The following is a 16,480-nucleotide window of genomic DNA, read 5'->3' on the forward strand; positions in this document are numbered from 1 at the left end:
CCGGTATTGTTACGCACTGTTTGGACCCATTGGCGTGATTGTGCAAAACTGCGCGCCTTTCAACGAGCCATCTACGCTTTTGCATGTGTAGCTTGCTAAGGCCTTACCCATGACCAAAATTTCTAAAGTTCCAGTGCTCGTAACAGGCGGTGCCGGATACATTGGCAGCCATGCAGTGCTCGCGCTCAAAGACGCGGGCTGGCCGGTTGCTGTCATCGACAACCTTAGCACTGGCTTTCGCTTTGCGATCCCTGACGGTGTGCCGCTTTACGAAGGCGACATTGAGGATGGCGAGCTGCTGGCGCGCATATTTGCTGAGCAAGGAACGGGCGCGATCATGCATTTTGCAGGTTCGGTAATCGTTCCTGAGAGCGTCGAGAACCCGCTGAAATATTACCATAACAACACCGCAAAGAGCCGGGCCGTGATCGAGGCTGCGACCACGGCGGGCGTGCCGCATTTCATTTTCTCGTCCACCGCCGCGACCTACGGCGTGCCAGAAACCTCGCCTGTGACGGAGGATACGCCGCGCAATCCGATCAATCCTTATGGCTGGTCAAAACTGATGACCGAGCAGATGCTGGGCGACGTATCCGCGGCGCATGATTTCAATTATTGCGCCCTGCGTTACTTCAATGTCGCGGGCGCAGATCCTGAGGCACGCAGCGGCCAGTCCACCGCTGGGGCCACGCACCTCATCAAGGTCGCGGTTGAAGCCGCTCTGGGCAAACGCGAATCGGTGAGTGTGTTCGGCACGGACTATGACACGCCCGATGGCACCGGGGTGCGCGACTATATCCATGTCAGCGATCTGGCGGCGGCGCATGTGCTGGCGCTTGAGGCGCTGATTGAGCAGCCCCAGCGTTCACTTACGATGAATTGCGGTTATGGCCGAGGCTTCTCGGTCCTTGAGGTGCTCGATGCGGTCGACCGCGTGACGAATCGCCCGATAAACCGCGTACTTCAAGGGCGCCGCGCTGGCGATCCCGATTCGCTTGTCTCTGATCCAAAGCGGATCCAATCCACCTTGCCGTGGCAGCCCAAGCACGCTGACCTCGACACGATCATCACCCATGCGCTCGCCTGGGAGCGAAAGCTGTCAGATCTGCGCTAGATTGCTTGACCTTGGCGGGCTTGGGCGCTAGTGGGCACTCAACAAATTCCGCGCGTCGGGGCAATCTCCGGCGCGCTTACCTTTGGAAGACAGACAATGAAAATCCGCAACAGCCTGAAGTCGCTGAAAAACCGTCACCGCGATTGCCGAGTGATTCGTCGTCGTGGCCGCACTTATGTGATCAACAAGACCAATCGCCGCTTCAAGGCGCGCCAGGGCTAATCAGCCCGGTATTCGCCGATTGCCCGCGCGGCAATTGAGCAACCGCACCGGCCCGCCTCCGCAATGGAGAGCGGGCCGTTGCCGTGTTTGGAGCATTCCCAATGAGTAAGTCACCGGCTGCCGTCGTGTTCGATGTGGGGCGCGTGCTGTTTCACTGGCAGCTTCGGGCTCTGTTTGAAAAGCTGATTGAGGAACCAGAAGAGCTCGATTGGTTCCTTGCCAATGTCGTGACGGAAGAATGGCACTTCGAACATGATCGCGGCCGCCCGCTGGGTGATATGGTGCCAGAGCGGATTGCGATGTTTCCAAAATATGAGGTCCATCTCGACGCCTATGCCACGCGCTTTAACGAGACCGTGCCAGGCCCTGTTGAGGGGACGCATGAAATCGTCAAACGCCTGCACGCTAACGGGGTGCCATTGTTTTGTCTCACCAACTTCGGGCATGAGTTTTGGAACATGTTCCGCCCTGAGCACGCGATCTTTGATCTGTTTGAAGATATCATCGTGTCGGGCACAGAGAAGATCGCAAAGCCTGAGCCGCGCATCTACGAGATTGTTGAGCAGCGCAGCGGCTTCGCGCCTGAGCAGCTGTTCTTTACCGATGATAATGCCGCGAATATCGAGGCGGCGCAGGCTCGCGGATGGTCGGCGCATTTGTTCACCGATGCGCCCAGTCTGGAGGCGCAATTGCGCTCCGCCGGCTTCCTAGAGGGCCTACAATAAAAGACCCCCGGCGCGGATTGGGGAAGCGCCGGGGGCCATCTTTCTTCGCCCGAGTTGGAGAGTTTCGGGCGAGAAGAGTTTGTTTGGGTCGGCTTACTTGCCGTTACACTTCGCCAGCTTGTCCGCAGCCAGCTGTTCGCCTTTGGCGGTGAAGCTTACAATCTCACCGAATTCACGCGCGAGGCCGCGGCAAATGCGAAGCGGGCGAGATGGGCCTTTGTTTGCGACACATGTGGTGCCTTTGCATGACCAAGCGACGCCCGATGCGACCGCGCGGTTGTCATCGGCGGGCTGGGCAAGCGTGACGGTGTAATATGGGCCGCTCTTGGCCATTGCGGGCGACGGCGCCGTTGCCACGCCGAATGTCAGGGCAGTATAGACCAGCGCCATTGCGAAAACCGAAAAGCGACTGAAACGTGAAAGGGAGAGGGTCATCGTTCATTCCTTGCTTGAGTTGTAATTTAGTTTCATTTCAAAACCAGTTGCCAATCGCTATCTAAGTGATTAGGTTTTGAGTTGCAACTAAAAACTGAAATCTTTTTGCGTCCTTGGAAAATCGCGCTAAATAGGTTTCAGGAAGAGGACTGAATATGGGCGATATCCGCGAGCCACTACGCGAACTAACCGAGTGCGGCCTGCCGCAAGCGCTTGAAGTGATGGGCGAACGCTGGTCGTTTATGATTCTGCGGGCGAGCTTCAACGAGCTGCATCATTTCGAGGAATTCCTCAGCGAACTCGGCATTGCGCGCAATATTCTGTCCAACAGGCTGGCGAAATTGGTCGAGCATGGGATCCTGAAAAGAGAGCCATGCGCGGATGACCGTCGCAAAATTGAATATCGCCTCACACCCAAGGGCTTTGATTTGCTGCCCGCCATGCTTGCGCTTCGGCAATGGGGCCAGAAATACGGTGTCGAGGTGGAAGAAAGCCCTGTCCTGGTTGACGAGCAAGACCGTTTGCCCATCGGTCCGGTTTCAATCCTCGCCCATGACGGACGTATTCTGACGCATGAAGACCTATGGCTGGTAGCACGCGAAAACCTCGGCAAGCGGGCCGATGGCTCAATCGCGTCGGCAGAGGGCGACCTTTCTCGCGGTGATGTGATTGATCTGGCCGCCGCTAAGCGCGCCGCTGGCTAATCTTGAGTCGTAGCTGCTTGCTACATCCGAGCGGGCTGATGGCGATAGCTTAACGCCTCGGCGATATGCACGCGGCCTACTGTCTCCGCTCCTGAGAGATCCGCGATTGTCCGCGCGACCCTGAGCATTCTTGTGTAGCCGCGGGCCGACAGGCGCAGCTTCTCCGCCGCCTGCATCAGCAATTGGCGGCCAGCGTCATCGGGCGAGGCATAGTGCTCCAGCTTCTCTCCATCCAGCTCTGCATTGGAGCGCACACCGCGTGCCTCTTGCACCCGCCGGGCCGCCGCCACTCTTTGCGCGACCGCTTCGCTGCCTTCGCTCGCTGGCGGCAGGGCCATGTCCATCGCGCTCACCGCCGCCACTTCAACATGCAGGTCGATCCGATCCAGCAAGGGTCCGCTGATGCGCGCTTGGTATTCGGTGGCGCAGCGCGGTCCGCGCGCACAAACATGGCCCGGCTCACCCGCATGACCGCAGCGGCATGGGTTCATGGCGGCAATCAATTGCACTCGGGCTGGGAAGGTAACGTGCGCATTGGCACGCGCGACATCGACATGGCCGGTCTCAAGCGGTTGCCGGAGGGAATCGAGCACAGGTCGCTGAAATTCCGGCAGCTCATCAAGAAACAGCACACCAAGATGCGCCAGGCTGACCTCGCCGGGGCGCACTTTCAGCCCGCCTCCCGTTAAAGCGGCCATGCTCGCGGAGTGATGCGGCGCGCGGAAGGGGCGCGAGCGGCTGATCCGCCCGCTATCGAGCAGGCCCGCAACCGATTGGACCATGGACACCTCCAGCGCTTCGCCGGGCGTAAGCTCTGGCAAAATGCCGGGCAGGCAGGAGGCGAGCAGGCTCTTGCCCGATCCCGGCGGCCCCATCATCAGCATGTTGTGCCCGCCGCTGGCGGCGATTTCGAGCGCGCGTTTGGCGGTCTCTTGCCCTTTGACTTGCTTCAGGTCCGCGCCGATTGGCTTTTCCTCAATCGCGCCGCGTGTCGGCTCCGGTAAGGTCTGCGTGCCTTTGAGGTGGTTGAGCAGGCTGACCAAATCCTTCGCCGCCAGTACGGGTATGCCGCTCGCCCATTTCGCCTCGGGGCCTTGCTCTGCCGGACAGATCAATCCGATTTCATTTTCGCTCGCATGCAGCGCGGCCAGCAATGCGCCGGGCGTGGCGACAATTCGGCCATCAAGCGATAGCTCGCCAACCGCCAGCCAGTCGCCCAATTGCTCGGCATCGGTCACACCCATTGCGGCGAGCAGCGCAAGCGCGATTGGCAAATCATAATGCGAGCCGTCTTTCGGAAGATCAGCTGGCGAGAGATTGATAGTGATCCGTTTTGGGGGCAGGGCGAGGCCCATCGCGGCTAGCGCGGCCTGCACGCGCTCACGGCTTTCGCTAACAGCTTTGTCGGGCAATCCGACAACTGTGAAGCGCGGCAAACCAGATGCAACTTGGCATTGTACCTCTACGCTGCGCGCCTCTAGCCCGAGATATGCGACAGTTTTTACCAGCGCGACCACGCAGTAACCCCCTAATAACTATAGTGCGTTTGACTCTTTAAACTCTTCTAAGCCCACTACTTACGGGCATAGGTGCAAGTCCTAAAGGTTTTGGCAAGCATAAAACTTCGCCATTCCTAAAATATGTCGAATCTATAGAGTCGGCATGCAAAAAATTGGTCGCCTTCTCGTCATTCTCTTCAGCTTGTTTGCATTGCCAAGCGCCGCCGCTGCGCAAGAATTTGCAGCGTCGCGCTCAGTTGCGGTGGAACGTTGGGTAGAAGAATGGGATCCGGCGGCTCAGCGGTGGGTGCGCCTGCAGTCTTCGGCTGCTTCACCAGCCAATTTTCAATCGGTGTCTTCGGGCAACAAAACGGTTACCACGCAATACACCTATGTGGAGCCGCAAACTGCGGCGATGACCGCCCGCTATGCAGCGCCGCTGCCAAAGACTGCGCGCCCAGCGAAAACGGCACTGGCGCAATATGGTCCGTTCCAAGTCCTTGATGAAAGCCGCGCCGCTGTCGTTGGCTCCACCAACCGGATGAGCCCGCAATATTTCAACGCGATGCTGCGTGACTTTCCGGGTCTCAAGCAGCTCGAACTGATTGAGGCCCCCGGCACCAGCGACGACATCGCCAACCTCGCTGTGGGCCGCGCCATTCGCGCCGCTGGCATCTCCACCCATGTCCCGGACGGCGGATCAGTGCGTTCGGGCGCGGTTGAGCTGTTCCTCGCGGGCAAGACCCGCACAATGGAAGATGGCGCCGAGTTCGCCGTGCATTCCTGGCTCGACAATTATGGTCGCCAACCGCAAGACTTTGCCCCAGACGCACCGGAAAATCGTCTCTATCTCGACTATTACACCGAGATGGGCATGAGCGATGTGCGCGCCCGCGACTTTTACGCGATGACCAATTCTGTGCCGCACCAAAGCGCCAAATGGCTAGGCGCGGACGAAATGCGTAACTGGCTGCGTCCAGAGCGCCCTGCGCACAGTCCCAAGGTCGAGCGGACGCGCCAGATTGATCTGAACTTTATCATGCTGCCAACCATCAAACTGGCGTTCAGTGATATCGCTCATGTTGAGCTCGCAATGCTTGACTCAGGTCACGCTTTCCCATAATTGCGCGCTCGTAATGCGGTCGCCAGCAGGCGGCCCTTTTTATTCGCGCAGCAATAGCGATAGCTGATATTGCTGAGCACACTGATTTCGAGGACGATATGAAGCGGACATTCCAACCAAGCAATCTCGTGCGCGCACGCCGCCACGGTTTCTTCGCTCGCAAAGCTACGCCAGGTGGCCGCAAGGTTCTGCGCGCTCGCCGCAAGCGTGGCCGCAAAACCCTTTGCGCGTAAATTAAACTGGTCGGCGTCCCTTCAGGGGCGCGCAGTTTTTGCTCGCGACTAAGACAGTCGCATGCTGCGGGCTCCCATTGGGGGCCCGTTCTGCGTATAACAGCACCTTAATGGCTCAAGTTCTTACAAAGCGGTCTGACTTTTTGGCGGCGAATCGCGGTCTGCGTGTGGCGCGGCCTGGATTTGTTTTGCTTACCCGCCCCAATGGCGGGCTGGGTCAGCGCTATGGCATTACCGTTACCAAAAAGATCGGTAATGCCGTGGTGCGCAACCGAATGAAGCGCCGTTTCCGGGAAATTCTGCGGGCCGCTCTGCCTCAGTTTGGCCTAGCGGATCATGACCACGTCTTGATCGGCCGTGCAGGCGGCGTGGAGCGCGACTTTGACGCGCTGGGTAAAGAGCTTGAACATGCATTGGAGCGCGCTAAGGCGGGGAAAGGCGATCCGGCCCGTGGGCGCAGGCCGCGGCGCGGCAAGCGCCAAATCCCCGGCCCAAAGGCTAGCGGCACGGCCCCTTCATGAAGCATGTTCTCATCTTTATCGCCAAGCTGTGGCAATGGGGGCCAAGCCGGATTTTGCCGCCGACCTGCCGCTATGCGCCGTCGTGTTCGCAATATGCGATCCAGGCCTTGGGGAAATATGGCGCGATCAAGGGTGGATGGCTGGCGACGAAGCGGCTAATGCGCTGCCATCCGTGGGGCGGGCATGGATATGATCCTGTCCCTTGAGTTCGCATTTTTGACTGTCATACCTATATAACACGCCTGCCGCCAAATTGGGCAAACATACAAACAGGACTTACTCTTGGACAATCAGCGTAATTTGTTGCTGGCCGTAGCGCTTTCAGGTCTGCTTATCCTCGGTTGGGACGTGGCCATGCGCCAGTTCTATCCCGATGCCGCGATCACCGCGTCAACTGAAGAGGTTGAACCAGCGGCGGCGGCCAGCGCGGGCGACGTCCCGGGGACCAGCGTTGTCGCCGCAGACTTGCCCAGCGGCGTGACCCCTGCGGCAGGCCCAGTGGATCTCGATGCAGCCTTGGAAAACCCGCTGCGGGTGGCGATTGATGCGCCGCGCCTGGCTGGCTCGATCAACCTGGTTGGTGCGCGGATTGATGACATTGTTCTTAAGGATCATCGCCAGACGATTGACGATGATAGCGGCCCAGTGCGCCTGTTCGCGCCCGATCGCACGGACAACCAGTACTTTGCTGAGTTCGGCTTTTTGGCGAATGCTGAGCGGCTTGGCCCCGATGTCGTGTGGACCGCCGATGCGGAACGGCTGACGGTGGATTCGCCGGTCACGCTGACGCACGCAGCGGCCAATGGGCTGACCTATTCGATCAAGCTGTCGATTGATGACAATTACATGCTGGAGGCGGTGCAAACCGTATCCAATGCGGGCGAAAGCGCGGCGGTGATTCAGCCGTTCTCGCTTATCAATCGCACGAGCGCCAATGCCTCGGCGGACGAGTTTATCGTTCACGCGGGCCCGGTTGGTGTGTTCGGCGGCACGATCGATGAGGAATACGCCTATGACGACCTCGACGAGGTCCCCAGCTACACGCCCGAAGGCAAAGCCAATTGGCTCGGCTTTACCGACCGCTATTGGCTGTCTGCGCTGGTGCCGGGCGAGGGCAATTTTGAGAGCAGTTTCCGCGCGCTGGGTAGCCAAATTTACCGCAGCGATCTGATCTATGATGCTGTTACGCTTCCCGCCGGACAATCAATCCAGCAATCAACTCAGCTGTTTGTAGGTGCTAAAGAGAGTTCGGTGCTGGACGAATATGAAGCGTCAGGCATTGATGATTTCGGTCTGGCGATTTCGTGGGGCTGGTTCTGGTTTATTGAGAAGCCAATGCTGCTTCTCTTGAAGACTCTGTTCGATTTCGTCGGCAATTTCGGCGTGGCGATTATCGTTCTTACCCTAATCATCCGCGGGTTCTTGTTTCCTGTTGCGCAGAAACAATTCTCCAGCATGGCTGCGATGAAGGCGGTTCAGCCCAAGATGAAGGCGATCCAGGAGCGCTACAAGGACGACAAACAGAAGCAGCAGCAAGAGATTATGAAGCTGTACAAGGATGAGAAGGTCAATCCTCTCGCCGGCTGTCTGCCGCTCCTGATACAGATCCCGATCTTCTTTGCGCTGTACAAGGTTCTGATCCTGGCGATTGAAATGCGGCATGAGCCGTTTGTCGATTTCTGGATCAAGGATCTGTCCGCACCTGACCCTTGGACGATCCTCAACCTGTTCGGTCTGCTGCCATTTGAAGTCACCGGCTTCCTTGGCATCGGCGTGCTCGCGATCTTGCTCGGCATCACCATGTGGCTGACGTTTAAGCTGAACCCATCGGCCATGGACCCGATGCAGCAGCAAATCTTCAACTTCATGCCGTGGATTTTGATGTTTGTGATGGCACCGTTTGCGGCTGGTCTGCTGCTGTACTGGGTCACCAACAACATCCTCACGCTGGCTCAGCAAAGCTATCTCTATTCCAAACACCCGCAAATGCGCGCTGCCATAGACAAGGAAAAGGCCGAGAAGGAGCGCGCGAAAGCGCTTGAGGACCAATCAAAGGGCGAGGCGTGACCACAGAGGAAACCCAAGCCCAAGAGCAGCAAGAGCAAGAGGAGCGCGCGCAGAAATTTCGTGAGCGTACCGCTTCCAAGCTCTTCTCCGGGCGCGTGGACTTTTTGTTGTCCGCGCCCCAGCTCAAGTTCCTGCCTGAGCCAACGGTGCCGGAGATTGCCTTTTGCGGGCGGTCGAATGTGGGCAAAAGCTCGCTGCTCAATGCGCTCACAGGTCGCCGCTCAATTGCGCGCACCTCGGTAACGCCGGGCCGCACGCAGGAACTCAACGTCTTTGAAGTGGGCGAGCCGACCCAGTTCCGGCTCGTCGACATGCCGGGCTATGGCTTTGCCAAGGCCCCGCCCAAAGTGGTTGAGACGTGGAAGAAGCTGGTGCGCCAATATTTGCGCGGCCGCCCGGTTCTCGCTCGCAACCTTGTGCTGGTCGACTGCCGTCACGGCCTCAAGGATGTTGACCGCGAAATGATGACTATGCTGGACGAGTCGGCTGTCGGCTACCGCGTGGTGCTGACCAAAGCGGATAAGATCAAAGCCAGCGAGCTGGCCAAAACGGCAGAGGCGGTCTCCGCTGAGGCGCGCAAGCATGTTGCCGCCTTTCCTGAGCTGCACATCACCAGCAGTGAGAAGGGCATGGGTATCGAGGAGCTTCGCGCTGCGGTCTTGCTCGATGCGATGGGCGAAGCGTGGTTTGACTAAATGGAACCCCTTCGACCAAAGAGCGGACAACGTTGGTTTGCCCAACTGTCTTCGAGAAGCAAGAGAAGTTGCTTATCGATTTGGCTATCATAAAGTCGGACATCAATCCGAGTAACACCAACCTCGCGTGCCCAAAAACTAGTATGTAGTGCAGAGGTTCGAGTATATCCGAAGCCTAAATGCTGTATAAGTCGACTGCGTGGACGCTCACTGCTTCCAACATATGCACAGCCGTCAGTCGGCCAAACTGGTGGTTTTGGAAGTTGCCTTGCATATGCTCGACCCCCGATCTTCTTTGCGCGTGCCTCTCCAAAAAGCCTGTAAAGCCGTTCGGGACCGCATTGCGGAAAGCTGATTGCATACAACGCCATCGCATTATCCGGTGCCTTGGCGAGCGCCTCATCCGCTTCATCTTTACCAGCAAACAAAACGTGTTCTAATATCTCGATTGTGAATACCAACGTTGGCTTCAAGTTCTTTAATGCCTTGGCTTGGCTTTCTAGGACTTCAGCGGCTGATTGCTCGAAGGTTTTCATTACTTCGCGAAGAGCTGGTCGGGATCGGCGAAAGCCTTCATCTCGATCGCATTGCCCGATGGGTCGCGGAAGAACATCGTCGCTTGCTCTCCCGCCTCCCCTTTGAAGCGCACCGTTGGTTCGATCACAAAATCAGTGCCCCCGTCCTTCAATCGCCCCGCCAGGGCTTCCCATGCGGGCATATCCAAGACTAATCCGAAATGCGGCACCGGCACGCCGTGGCCATCAACCGGATTGCTCGCGGCATCGCCCGCCGCGCCCGGTGCCAGATGCGTAACGATCTGATGCCCGTGAAAGTCAAAGTCGATCCATTCGTCGCTGCTGCGCCCCTCTGCGCACCCCAGAACGCCCGCGTAAAACGCACGCGCGGCGGCAAGATCATCGACCGGGAAGGCGAGGTGAAAGGGTGGCGTGGCCATGTCTGGGCGAAGAGCCTTTCTGTGATTGGATGGCCGAGAAGTAACCGTTCAGCCTCGACAGCGAAACACTGAATATCTAGGGCATCGCAAAGCGAGGCGGATAATTGCCTCAAACCTCTAAGCCCCGCAAGATGGAGCAAGCCGTCATGAAGCTGATTATCGGCAATAAGAATTATTCCGGCTGGTCGCTGCGCGGCTGGTTGGCGGCGAAGCAATCTGGGCTGTCATTTGAAGAACTGACGGTGCCAATCCTTGGCGAGGGCTGGGAAGAGCAGAAGCAAGGCATGGGCGAGATGCAGCCCTCGCACGGCAAGGTTCCGATCCTGTGGGATGATGACACAGTCATTTGGGACAGTCTGGCCATCATGGAATATCTCGGTGACAAGGTTGGGCGTGACCGTTTCTGGCCAAAGGACGAGAGTGCGCGCGGCATGGCCCGCGCGATGGTGGCTGAGATGCACTCATCCTACATGGCGCTGCGCAAAGAGCTGCCGATGAATGTCCGCCGCAAGGTGAAGCTGGAGGATGTCTCGGAAGAGGCGCGCCAGGACATCGTGCGTATCCTGACCCTGTGGGCAGAGGCGCGCTCGCGCTACGGCAGCAGCGGGCCATTCCTGTTCGGAACCTTTGGCGCCGCCGACATATTCTACGCGCCCGTGGTCTCGCGCTTCATCACCTACGGCATTGGCGTTCCGGGCTTTGCAGAGGCTTATATGCAAGCCTTGTGGGAGCATGCCTGGATGCAGGAATGGATCGGCGCCTCTGAAGACGAGCAATGGGTGATTGAGCAATACGAGACAATCGGCTGATGCGCGCCTTCGCAAAGCTCTGGTTGTGCGCCTTGGCAGTGATGCTCGCCGCGCCAAGCCCCGCTTTCGCTTGGGGCTTTTATGCGCATGGCAAGACGGCTGAGATCGGCGAGGCAAATATTTCGCCGCGGGCTCGCGCTGAGATTGCGCGGCTGCTGCGTTCAGAGGCACTGCTGGGCACGCCAGAATGCTCGCTTTCCACGTTAGCAGAGGCCTCCGTTTGGCCCGATTGCGTCCGCCGGACCCGCTGGCGCTGGGGCTACACCGCCGCGTGGCATTACCGCACGACGCCAATATGCGAGGCTTACAACCCGCGCGCCAATTGTTCTGGAGGGAATTGCGTCACCGCCCAGATAGAGCGCAGCCACCGCATGCTCGCCGACGAAAGCCTGCCGGATCACATTCGGTTGGAGGCGCTGGCCTTCATGGTCCATTTTGCGGGCGACATTCATATGCCGCTGCATTCGGGCGATAAGGATGATCGCGGCGGCAATGACCGCGAGACGGATTATGGGATCGTTCCCAGCCTCAATCTGCATTGGATCTGGGATGGCCCCTTGGCAGAACGCGCAATTACCAGCGGTGAGCGGCCTGTTGTCCGCTCCTACAGCGCAGCAGAACGCATGGAGCTGGGCGGCGGATCACCAGCAGATTGGGGCCGAGAAAGCTGGAAGATCGCCCGCGATTTCGTTTATCCCACAGCCTTTGACACGCAGGATGTCTGCGGCACCGAGCTGCCCAGAAAAACCGCGCTGAGCCAAGACGACATCGTCAAAGGCGTACCAATCGCGCGGCGGCGGGTCCAGCAGGCTGGCATCCGCATTGCAGATCTGCTCGAAAGCGCCTTTGCCCCAGGACCATTGCCCGAACCGGAGCGACGATGACCACAGTTCTTGAGATTGCGCAGCGGCTTATCGCAGCGCCCAGCGTTACGCCGGCGACCGGCACAGTGTTCGATGCGATGGAGGCGATGCTGACCCCGCATGGCTTTGCGGTGCACCGTTTCACGCGCGGAGATGGGCCAGAGGGCAGCGATGAGGCCCCGGTTGAGAACCTGTTCGCCATTCGCAAAGGTCCAGAAGGCTCCAAGCATTTTGCCTTTGCTGGCCATCTGGATGTTGTGCCGCCGGGCGAAGACTGGACAAGCGCTCCGTTTGAGCCAGAGATCAGGGGCGACCTGCTGTATGGGCGCGGCGCGGTCGACATGAAGGGCGCGATCGCCGCAATGATCGCGGCCATCGCCGATGTGCCAGCGGATGCGGGCACAATCAGCTTTATCATCACAGGCGATGAGGAAGGCCCCGCGCTGCACGGGACGCGCGCGCTGATTGACTACATGCGCGAGCAGGGCATTCAGCCTGATCTGTGCCTGGTGGGCGAGCCGACCAGTGTTAACAGGCTGGGCGACATGATGAAGATCGGACGGCGCGGTTCGGTCAACATCTGGCTGAGCGTTGAGGGCATGCAAGGACACGTCGCCTATCCGCATCTGGCCGACAATCCACTGCCAAAACTGGTGGCGATGCTCGCTGAGCTTGATGCGCTCACTCTGGATACGGGCACCGATTGGTTCCAACCGTCCAATTTGGAAATCACCGATCTGACGGTTGGGAACAAGGCGCACAATGTGATCCCGGCAAAGGCCGAGGCGCGCATTTCGATCCGTTTCAACGATTTGCACAGCGGCGCCAGCCTGTCTGACAGGGTCAGCTCCATCGCTGAAAACCACGGCGGGACAGCGCGGCCGATCATTTCGGGCGAGCCATTTCTGACCGAGCCGGGCGCATTTTCGCAGATGATTGCGGATGCGGTTGAGGCGGAAACCGGCACGGCGCCAGAAGCCTCAACCAGCGGCGGCACATCCGACGCGCGCTTCCTGCGCAATGTTTGCCCAGTGATTGAATTTGGGCTTTGCAACGCAACCATGCATAAGCGCGATGAAGCGGTGGCCATTGCTGATCTGGATGCGCTGGCCCGGATTTATACGAATGTGGCCTTGGCCGCTCTAAAACACGACTAAACGCGGGAGCGCAGATGTGCTGAAGGCTTGGTTCAATATTCCCTTGTGGCAACGGGTAATCGGGGCGCTGATCCTCGGCATTGCGCTGGGTCTTTTATGGGGGCCGGAAGCGGAAAGCATCAAGTGGATTGGCGACTTCTTTATCAAGTCGATCAAGATGCTGGTCGTCCCACTGATCTTCTTCAGCCTTGTCGCAGGTGTCGCCGCCATCGGTGATCTGCGCAAGCTTGGCGCGGTTGGCGGACGAGCCATTATTCTGTTCGTGGTGAGCGGACAGATTGCAGTCTGGCTTGGCCTGGCGCTGGGCACGGGCGCGGTGAATCTGGGGCTCTTCCCGAGCAAGGAAGAGCTGGGGACGCCCGAGGTTCCAACGCCTGAGCCGAACGAAACCACAGCGATCGATATGGTTCTCTCCATCGTGCCTGAAAGCCCGGTGCAAGTGATGGCGGATGTCGCGGTGCTGCCGCTGATCGTATTCTCCCTGCTGATCGGGATCGGCATTTTGATGGCCGGGCGCGATGGCGAGCCGGTGCAGAAGATTTTCGATAGCGGCGCGATTGTTATGCAGAAGGTCACGATGATCGTGATGGAGCTGACCCCGTTTGGCGTGTTTGCTCTAATGGCCTGGGTCGCGGGTACGCTCGGCGTGGATGCCTTGAAAGCACTGAGCTGGCTGGTCGTGCTCAACTATCTGGGCTGTTTCCTGATCATCGGCGTCATGTATTCGGCGATGATCAAACTGATCGCGAAGCTGCCGATCATCGATTTCTTCCGCGGGATCGTAGACGCGGTTGCTGTGAGCTATTCTACGGCCAGCTCCAATGCGACGCTGCCCGTCACTTTGCGCTGCGCAGAGCGAAACTTGGGCATTCCCAATTCCATCGCCGCGTTCGTGATCAGCCTTGGCGCGACGATCAATATGAACGGCACGGCGATGTATCTCGGCCTGGCAACCCTGTTCGGCGCGTCCATCTTCGGTGTGGATCTCAGTTGGGGGCAGTATTTCCTCATCTCAATCCTCGCGACGCTCGGCGCGATTGGCGCAGCGGGTATTCCGGGCGCGGGCCTGATCATGATGGCGCTGGTGTTTGGCGCTGTGGGAGTGCCCCTGGAGACCATCGCCTTTGTGGCCGGTGTCGACCGGATCATGGATATGATGCGGACCACCACCAATGTGAGCGGCGATGCAGCCGTAGCGACCACAGTGGCGAGTATGCTGGACGAGATCGACCGCGAGGAAATGATCAGCGCGGATGATGTTTAGAGCTTAAAATTTCTTAATTGGTGGCGGCTACGCTGTCGGCAGAAAGGGATCTACGTGGCTTTCACTAAAGAAGAAAAAACGGCTTGGCATCTCGCTAAGCGCGAACGTGAAGCAGAGCGACCGCGTTTGGCATCTCAACCATTAGCTGAATGCATAATTTGCTTTCAGCCGTTTGGTCTAGGCGAGGGCGATTGGGCTTCTGACTTTCCTATCTGTCGCGCTTGTGACACCGATTGATGTTCACCGCCCCTTCGGCGCCTCCAGCACCTTCTTCCTAAAGCTGCATAGGTCCACCAGCCGACAGCGCCAGCATTCCGGCGTGCGCGCTTTGCAGACATAGCGGCCATGCAGGATGAGCCAGTGATGCGCGTGCAGGCGGAAGGGCTGCGGCACGCGCTTTTCTAGCTTTGCCTCGACCTGCTCCGGCGTTTTACCCTTCGCCAGACCCGTACGATTGCCCATCCGCAGGATGTGCGTGTCGACCGCAAAGGTCTCTTGCTTGAACCAGCAATTGAGCACGACATTAGCCGTCTTGCGCCCCACGCCGGGCAGCCGGACGAGGTCTTCGCGCGTATCGGGAACTTCGCCGCCATATTCGTCGATCAGCAATTGCGAGAGCGCAATCACATTTTTGGCCTTGGAGTTGAACAGACCGATCGTCTTGATGTGCTCGGTGAGGCCCTCCAGCCCCAGATCGAGCATCTGCTGCGGTGTCTTCACTTTCGCAAACAGCGCCCGCGTCGCCTTGTTCACGCCCACATCGGTCGCCTGCGCAGACAGGGCAACGGCCACCACCAGCTGATAGGCGTTGCCATATTCCAACTCTGTCTCAGGCTCTGGATTGTCCTCAGCCAGACGGCGGAAGAATTCGAAGATCTGGTCTTTCGTCATTGCGCCAACGCTTCAGTCTCTGGTCCTGCCTCGGTCTCTGGCGGATTGGCGGCTTTCCATTCCATCGCTGTACGAATGCGCCGCTCCACACTTGGGTGAGTGTAGAAGATTGTTTCTTCCAGCGATCCAGCCAGCGGATATCGATATTCCGCCGTTTTGATGAGCGCACCTGACAGTGCATCCGGCAGGTTCACGGTTTGCAGCGAGTAAGCATCCGCCTCTCGCTCACCAATCCGCGTGAGCGCATTGTTGATCGGTGTTGCCAGCGTAAAGAACAGTCCGACCACGAAAGACAGCACTGCGATCCCGCGTACATCCGAAAGCGGCGCATCACTGCCGAACCTTCGCGCGAACCATGCGTAGGTGCGGTCGGTTAGGAAAAACACCACCATCGCCATCACGCTCAGCACGATCACAATGCGCCAGACATGGCCCAGCACATAGTGGCCAATTTCGTGGCCGGTCACGGCTTTCACCTCGTCGAGCGATGCCTGATCCAGTGCGACATCGGAAATCGCAATGCGGGCAGAGCTGCCGATGCCAGAGACATTGGCGGTAAAGTTGTTCGACTGACGCGATCCGTCAAACATGAACACGCGGTCGGTTGGGATGCCCGCTTCTTCGGCGAGCGCATAGACTGCGTCACGCACTTCGCCCTCTGGCACAGGCTCGAAATCGTTGAAAATCGGTTCGATCAACGTGGGCGAAAGCAGCAAGGTGAGTGCGGTGAAGGCAGCCAACAAAGCGCCAGACCATGCCCACCAGAGCTTGCCCGTTTTGCGGATGAGGAAATAGACACCCATCAGCAGCAATCCGCCGACCACTGCGGTGAGCAGGGTGGAAATACCCGCTTGCCCCAAATAATCAGCCAACGGCTGGCTGGTGCGGCCATACTGGCTCTCGCGCCACCAATCGGTGTAGATCAAATAAGGCAGTGAGAGCAGCGAATTGAGCAGCAAGAACACCAGCGCCACACAATAGACACGCAGATTTTGCCACCGGTCGCTGAACCGCGCGAATACTCTTTCGAGCAGACCGCTTTTGACGATCAGCCATGTGACGAGTGCGCTGACCACCAGGCCAGCCAGGATCAACCAGTGATTGCCCGTGGTGTAGCTGCGCGCGAGCTCCAGCTCTGCCTCGCTCAGCGTTGCGATATATTCCTGTGTTGCCGCAGCCGGATCAAATGCCATAAATTCCTCC

The 16,480-nt window shown here is 58.6% G+C and carries 20 protein-coding genes; 14 read left to right on the plus strand and 6 right to left on the minus strand.

Annotation, left to right across the window (positions count from 1 at the left end):
• Nucleotides 1-109 precede the first annotated feature (109 nt).
• The 3 genes from galE to AC0V6M_RS07090 all read left to right on the plus strand — a co-directional run bounded on the left by galE (nt 110) and on the right by AC0V6M_RS07090 (nt 2,061).
• Nucleotides 110-1,114, plus strand: coding sequence for a UDP-glucose 4-epimerase GalE (galE, locus tag AC0V6M_RS07080; protein WP_486138121.1), 1,005 nt, complete (start codon nt 110-112; stop codon nt 1,112-1,114).
• A gap of 96 nt (nt 1,115-1,210) precedes the next feature.
• The gene (gene ykgO / locus AC0V6M_RS07085) at nt 1,211-1,336 is read left to right on the plus strand and encodes a type B 50S ribosomal protein L36 (protein ID WP_007165381.1); all 126 of its coding nucleotides are present in this window, start codon (nt 1,211-1,213) and stop codon (nt 1,334-1,336) included.
• 101 nt (nt 1,337-1,437) lie between these two features.
• Nucleotides 1,438-2,061, plus strand: a complete 624-nt coding sequence (locus AC0V6M_RS07090) for an HAD family hydrolase (protein ID WP_486138122.1) — start codon at nt 1,438-1,440, stop codon at nt 2,059-2,061.
• Between the two features lie 93 nt (nt 2,062-2,154).
• Here AC0V6M_RS07090 and AC0V6M_RS07095 read toward each other — a convergent pair whose 3' ends face one another.
• Nucleotides 2,155-2,496: a CC_3452 family protein gene (locus AC0V6M_RS07095; protein ID WP_472643303.1), complete on the minus strand. Its 342-nt coding sequence runs from the start codon at nt 2,494-2,496 to the stop codon at nt 2,155-2,157.
• A gap of 155 nt (nt 2,497-2,651) precedes the next feature.
• Between AC0V6M_RS07095 and AC0V6M_RS07100 the strand changes: the two genes are divergently transcribed.
• Complete coding sequence (locus AC0V6M_RS07100; RefSeq protein WP_486138123.1) at nt 2,652-3,200, plus strand: winged helix-turn-helix transcriptional regulator; 549 nt, start codon at nt 2,652-2,654, stop codon at nt 3,198-3,200.
• A gap of 20 nt (nt 3,201-3,220) precedes the next feature.
• Here AC0V6M_RS07100 and AC0V6M_RS07105 read toward each other — a convergent pair whose 3' ends face one another.
• On the minus strand, nt 3,221-4,717 hold the full coding sequence (locus tag AC0V6M_RS07105; RefSeq protein WP_486138124.1) for a YifB family Mg chelatase-like AAA ATPase: 1,497 nt from the start codon (nt 4,715-4,717) through the stop codon (nt 3,221-3,223).
• A 145-nt stretch (nt 4,718-4,862) separates the two neighbouring features.
• On the opposite strand from AC0V6M_RS07105, the gene AC0V6M_RS07110 reads away from it, so the two are divergent.
• The 6 genes from AC0V6M_RS07110 (at nt 4,863) to yihA (ending at nt 9,338) form a co-directional block, all read left to right on the plus strand.
• Complete coding sequence (locus AC0V6M_RS07110) at nt 4,863-5,822, plus strand: alpha/beta hydrolase (protein ID WP_486138125.1); 960 nt, start codon at nt 4,863-4,865, stop codon at nt 5,820-5,822.
• A gap of 98 nt (nt 5,823-5,920) precedes the next feature.
• A complete protein-coding gene (rpmH, locus tag AC0V6M_RS07115) occupies nt 5,921-6,055 on the plus strand; it encodes a 50S ribosomal protein L34 (protein WP_119514694.1) in 135 nt (44 codons plus the stop codon).
• A gap of 110 nt (nt 6,056-6,165) precedes the next feature.
• The gene (gene rnpA, locus AC0V6M_RS07120; RefSeq protein ID WP_486138126.1) at nt 6,166-6,576 is read left to right on the plus strand and encodes a ribonuclease P protein component; all 411 of its coding nucleotides are present in this window, start codon (nt 6,166-6,168) and stop codon (nt 6,574-6,576) included.
• Nucleotides 6,573-6,782, plus strand: coding sequence for a membrane protein insertion efficiency factor YidD (yidD, locus tag AC0V6M_RS07125; RefSeq protein WP_472639804.1), 210 nt, complete (start codon nt 6,573-6,575; stop codon nt 6,780-6,782). Before rnpA ends, yidD begins: the two co-directional genes overlap by 4 nt.
• Before the next feature lie 76 nt (nt 6,783-6,858).
• A complete protein-coding gene (yidC, locus tag AC0V6M_RS07130; RefSeq protein WP_486138127.1) occupies nt 6,859-8,643 on the plus strand; it encodes a membrane protein insertase YidC in 1,785 nt (594 codons plus the stop codon).
• 95 nt (nt 8,644-8,738) lie between these two features.
• A complete protein-coding gene (gene yihA, locus AC0V6M_RS07135; RefSeq protein WP_486139586.1) occupies nt 8,739-9,338 on the plus strand; it encodes a ribosome biogenesis GTP-binding protein YihA/YsxC in 600 nt (199 codons plus the stop codon).
• Here yihA and AC0V6M_RS07140 read toward each other — a convergent pair.
• Both AC0V6M_RS07140 and AC0V6M_RS07145 read right to left on the minus strand, forming a co-directional pair.
• Entirely contained in the window at nt 9,335-9,874 is a 540-nt protein-coding gene (locus AC0V6M_RS07140) for a hypothetical protein (RefSeq protein WP_486138128.1), read from the minus strand. The two genes, yihA and AC0V6M_RS07140, sit on opposite strands and share 4 nt — an antisense overlap.
• Entirely contained in the window at nt 9,874-10,293 is a 420-nt protein-coding gene (locus AC0V6M_RS07145) for a VOC family protein (RefSeq protein ID WP_486138129.1), read from the minus strand. The genes AC0V6M_RS07140 and AC0V6M_RS07145 overlap by 1 nt, the downstream gene beginning before the upstream one ends.
• Before the next feature lie 146 nt (nt 10,294-10,439).
• Here AC0V6M_RS07145 and AC0V6M_RS07150 point away from each other — a divergent pair, with 146 nt between their 5' ends.
• Genes AC0V6M_RS07150 through AC0V6M_RS07165 form a run of 4 tightly spaced genes read left to right on the plus strand, consistent with a single transcriptional unit; the run spans nt 10,440 to nt 14,386 of the window.
• Nucleotides 10,440-11,102: a glutathione S-transferase family protein gene (locus AC0V6M_RS07150; protein ID WP_486138130.1), complete on the plus strand. Its 663-nt coding sequence runs from the start codon at nt 10,440-10,442 to the stop codon at nt 11,100-11,102.
• A complete protein-coding gene (locus AC0V6M_RS07155; RefSeq protein WP_486138131.1) occupies nt 11,102-11,986 on the plus strand; it encodes a S1/P1 nuclease in 885 nt (294 codons plus the stop codon). The genes AC0V6M_RS07150 and AC0V6M_RS07155 overlap by 1 nt, the downstream gene beginning before the upstream one ends.
• Nucleotides 11,983-13,122, plus strand: coding sequence for a succinyl-diaminopimelate desuccinylase (dapE, locus tag AC0V6M_RS07160; RefSeq protein WP_486138132.1), 1,140 nt, complete (start codon nt 11,983-11,985; stop codon nt 13,120-13,122). Before AC0V6M_RS07155 ends, dapE begins: the two co-directional genes overlap by 4 nt.
• Nucleotides 13,123-13,138: 16 nt before the next feature.
• Nucleotides 13,139-14,386 carry a dicarboxylate/amino acid:cation symporter gene (locus AC0V6M_RS07165; protein ID WP_486138133.1) on the plus strand — a complete coding sequence of 416 codons (1,248 nt, stop codon included), beginning with the start codon at nt 13,139-13,141 and terminating at the stop codon, nt 14,384-14,386.
• 240 nt (nt 14,387-14,626) lie between these two features.
• On the opposite strand, the gene nth is transcribed toward AC0V6M_RS07165, so the two are convergent.
• Nucleotides 14,627-15,277 (minus strand): endonuclease III, encoded by a 651-nt coding sequence (nth, locus tag AC0V6M_RS07170; RefSeq protein ID WP_486138134.1) that lies wholly within the window; start codon nt 15,275-15,277, stop codon nt 14,627-14,629.
• The gene (locus AC0V6M_RS07175; RefSeq protein ID WP_486138135.1) at nt 15,274-16,470 is read right to left on the minus strand and encodes a M48 family metallopeptidase; all 1,197 of its coding nucleotides are present in this window, start codon (nt 16,468-16,470) and stop codon (nt 15,274-15,276) included. The genes nth and AC0V6M_RS07175 overlap by 4 nt, the downstream gene beginning before the upstream one ends.
• Between the last annotated feature and the right edge of the window lie 10 nt (nt 16,471-16,480).

This window comes from Erythrobacter sp. JB3-1 (assembly GCF_057364995.1).

Coding starts and splice junctions, on each gene's coding strand:
- AC0V6M_RS07140 (WP_486138128.1), bottom strand. CDS start 9,874: ATGAAAACCTTCGAGCAATCAGCCGCTGAAGTCCTAGAAAGCCAAGCC.
- rnpA (WP_486138126.1), top strand. CDS start 6,166: ATGGCTCAAGTTCTTACAAAGCGGTCTGACTTTTTGGCGGCGAATCGC.
- AC0V6M_RS07090 (WP_486138122.1), top strand. CDS start 1,438: ATGAGTAAGTCACCGGCTGCCGTCGTGTTCGATGTGGGGCGCGTGCTG.
- dapE (WP_486138132.1), top strand. CDS start 11,983: ATGACCACAGTTCTTGAGATTGCGCAGCGGCTTATCGCAGCGCCCAGC.
- rpmH (WP_119514694.1), top strand. CDS start 5,921: ATGAAGCGGACATTCCAACCAAGCAATCTCGTGCGCGCACGCCGCCAC.
- AC0V6M_RS07095 (WP_472643303.1), bottom strand. CDS start 2,496: ATGACCCTCTCCCTTTCACGTTTCAGTCGCTTTTCGGTTTTCGCAATG.
- AC0V6M_RS07100 (WP_486138123.1), top strand. CDS start 2,652: ATGGGCGATATCCGCGAGCCACTACGCGAACTAACCGAGTGCGGCCTG.
- AC0V6M_RS07150 (WP_486138130.1), top strand. CDS start 10,440: ATGAAGCTGATTATCGGCAATAAGAATTATTCCGGCTGGTCGCTGCGC.
- AC0V6M_RS07145 (WP_486138129.1), bottom strand. CDS start 10,293: ATGGCCACGCCACCCTTTCACCTCGCCTTCCCGGTCGATGATCTTGCC.
- yidD (WP_472639804.1), top strand. CDS start 6,573: ATGAAGCATGTTCTCATCTTTATCGCCAAGCTGTGGCAATGGGGGCCA.
- AC0V6M_RS07175 (WP_486138135.1), bottom strand. CDS start 16,470: ATGGCATTTGATCCGGCTGCGGCAACACAGGAATATATCGCAACGCTG.
- ykgO (WP_007165381.1), top strand. CDS start 1,211: ATGAAAATCCGCAACAGCCTGAAGTCGCTGAAAAACCGTCACCGCGAT.
- AC0V6M_RS07155 (WP_486138131.1), top strand. CDS start 11,102: ATGCGCGCCTTCGCAAAGCTCTGGTTGTGCGCCTTGGCAGTGATGCTC.
- AC0V6M_RS07110 (WP_486138125.1), top strand. CDS start 4,863: ATGCAAAAAATTGGTCGCCTTCTCGTCATTCTCTTCAGCTTGTTTGCA.
- galE (WP_486138121.1), top strand. CDS start 110: ATGACCAAAATTTCTAAAGTTCCAGTGCTCGTAACAGGCGGTGCCGGA.
- nth (WP_486138134.1), bottom strand. CDS start 15,277: ATGACGAAAGACCAGATCTTCGAATTCTTCCGCCGTCTGGCTGAGGAC.